This window comes from Elusimicrobiota bacterium, from assembly GCA_040757695.1.
GTDB lineage: Bacteria > Elusimicrobiota > UBA8919 > UBA8919 > UBA8919 > JBFLWK01.
This window is the reverse complement of record JBFLWK010000184.1, coordinates 1-2,032: the sequence shown is the minus strand read 5'-3', so window position 1 is coordinate 2,032 and position 2,032 is coordinate 1. Positions and strand designations below refer to the sequence as shown.

Annotated in this window: 3 protein-coding genes; all 3 read right to left on the bottom strand. The window is 34.5% G+C overall.

The genetic code is table 11. From position 1 onward, the window contains the following. Positions 1-51: 51 nt before the first annotated feature. On the bottom strand, positions 52-1,359 hold the full coding sequence (locus AB1349_13940) for a glycosyltransferase family 39 protein (protein ID MEW6558427.1): 1,308 nt from the start codon (positions 1,357-1,359) through the stop codon (positions 52-54). A 4-nt stretch (positions 1,360-1,363) separates the two neighbouring features. Next, complete coding sequence (locus tag AB1349_13935; GenBank protein ID MEW6558426.1) at positions 1,364-1,474, bottom strand: alpha/beta hydrolase; 111 nt, start codon at positions 1,472-1,474, stop codon at positions 1,364-1,366. A gap of 50 nt (positions 1,475-1,524) precedes the next feature. Beyond that, a partial coding sequence (locus AB1349_13930; protein MEW6558425.1) for a hypothetical protein occupies positions 1,525-2,032 on the bottom strand: 508 nt, incomplete at its 5' end.

Below are 2,032 nucleotides of genomic sequence, written 5' to 3'. Positions count from 1 at the left end.
GCATTTGTCATAAGTGTATCATTTTTATACGGTTGTGTCAAGGGCATTTTATTATCGGTAAAATATAAATTTATAGCCGTTTTTCAGGTCGAGGTTCTGACAGATTCCTTCGTAGGTTATAATAATACTTCCATCTTTTATATTCTTTTCAATCGCATCAGTTATATTTTCCAGTATACTATTTCGCATATGCAAAGGTTTTACAGCTCGCAAGGAACCAGACACACCCCAAGATAATGAAACGAGAGTAGTTATAGATAAAAGAGCGATTCTATAATTTTTACTTAACTGATTGATAAAGTATACTGCGGCTAAAGTATAAATTGGAAAAGTTGGCAATAGAAATCGCATTGATTGTGGGTCGGTCGGCCAATAATATGCCATATAGAGTAATGTTAACGCAACTGTTGATGATAATAAATAAACGGTTGTAGATCTCGTCTCTGAATTTTTTAATAAAATAACAAATCCAATTATACTCAATGGGAATAATATCCCCATCCCGTCAGTTACAAGCTTTACAAGAAATGGAATGAAGTGCTCAATTAGATAATTGAAGCCGAACAACGCTGCAGGAGCATTGGAAAACCCATAACCTGTTACCCAGAATTTACCAAACGCGATTTGATTACGTATAGCCAAAGGCAACAGGGGTATTAGAATACCAAGGACTATTGAAATGAAAGTTCTCTTAGATATTTCCCTTGAAAAAAATAGCCAAAGTATGTAACAACCGAAGCTAAAGCAAAGAACAAACTCTGCATAACGAATTGTAGGAACAATGCCGATTGCTATTCCTGCTGATATCCCGTAAACCCCGTAAGAAACCAAAGGTCTTACGGGGTAAATTGTCTTTATTAATAATAGCAATGCGAGAAGGAAGAAAAAAATCAATGAAATATGTGAACCACCCCACAATGCGTGTTCATTGTAGAAAGGGTTGATTGCAAGGAAGAATGCGGCAACCAAAGACCAATTATTGGAAAGCCAATTTTTACATAGGAAGAAAAAAACCAGCAGACTGATTGACGCCAATATCGGATTTATCAAAAAAGTAGAATTTGCTCCAAATAGTCTATAAATGATAGCAATCAAACAGGGGAATCCTAGTGGGAAAGTCGTAAAATACTTCTGTTCATCAGCGCTATGCCAATGTGGTCCAATGTATTGAAGGTTGTTTTGAGGTATAAAATAAGAATGACTATACTTGGCGATTATTTTTCCCTGCGCAAAATATCCTTGTGCATCTGGAGTTGAAATAGCAGGAGAGAAAAAGTAAAGCAAAAAAATAAAATGAAATATACATAGTGCCAATGTAAGTATTATAGGAATAGACCTATAAAAATTCTCTGTTTTCATTACTTTACCTTACTTCCTTAAGAAATTCAGATACTACTGAAACAAATTCATCAGGTTTTTCATTAAATGAAAAATGACCTGCATTTTTTATAATATGGAATTGTGAATAAGCCACAATAAATACCACATACTCCTGCCAGATTTTTTTCCTTTTTTAAACTCATATTAACCATACCACCTCTTTAATATTCTACAGCATAGAAAAGTAATCCACGGAGATGGCTCTTTTTTATTAGCAAAATCCCAATTTTTGTAATGCATGAACATAGATGTTGGTATAAACCGTCCCTGCTCATCCTGCGAGTGCTCTATCCACTCAACTAATTCTTTGACTAACTTTTCATTTCTTACAAATTTAAAACGAGTTAACACCTCTGCTAAATACAATGCATTATACCATATAAAGGGATATTTTAAGGTCCAGAAACGTTTAGAACGACCAAAATAATAGATAGTTTTTCCATACTCATAGTGGAATTTAAGCGGATGATAGGCATTTTGAGCATAGAGCGATTCTTTTAGTTCTGGAACTTTTGAGAACACTTCAAGCGCCATTAGTCCAGCCATTGGGCATCCCACCTGTAATTTTTTAAATAGACCTTCAACAAAAAAATAGTGGCAGAACCATCCTTGTTTGTTAGTCCATTTCTTTTTCAATTCTTCAACAGCTTTT

Bases quoted from the DNA above. Each gene is read 5' to 3' on its own strand.
- AB1349_13940 (MEW6558427.1), bottom strand. From the start codon at position 1,359: ATGAAAACAGAGAATTTTTATAGGTCTATTCCTATAATACTTACATTG.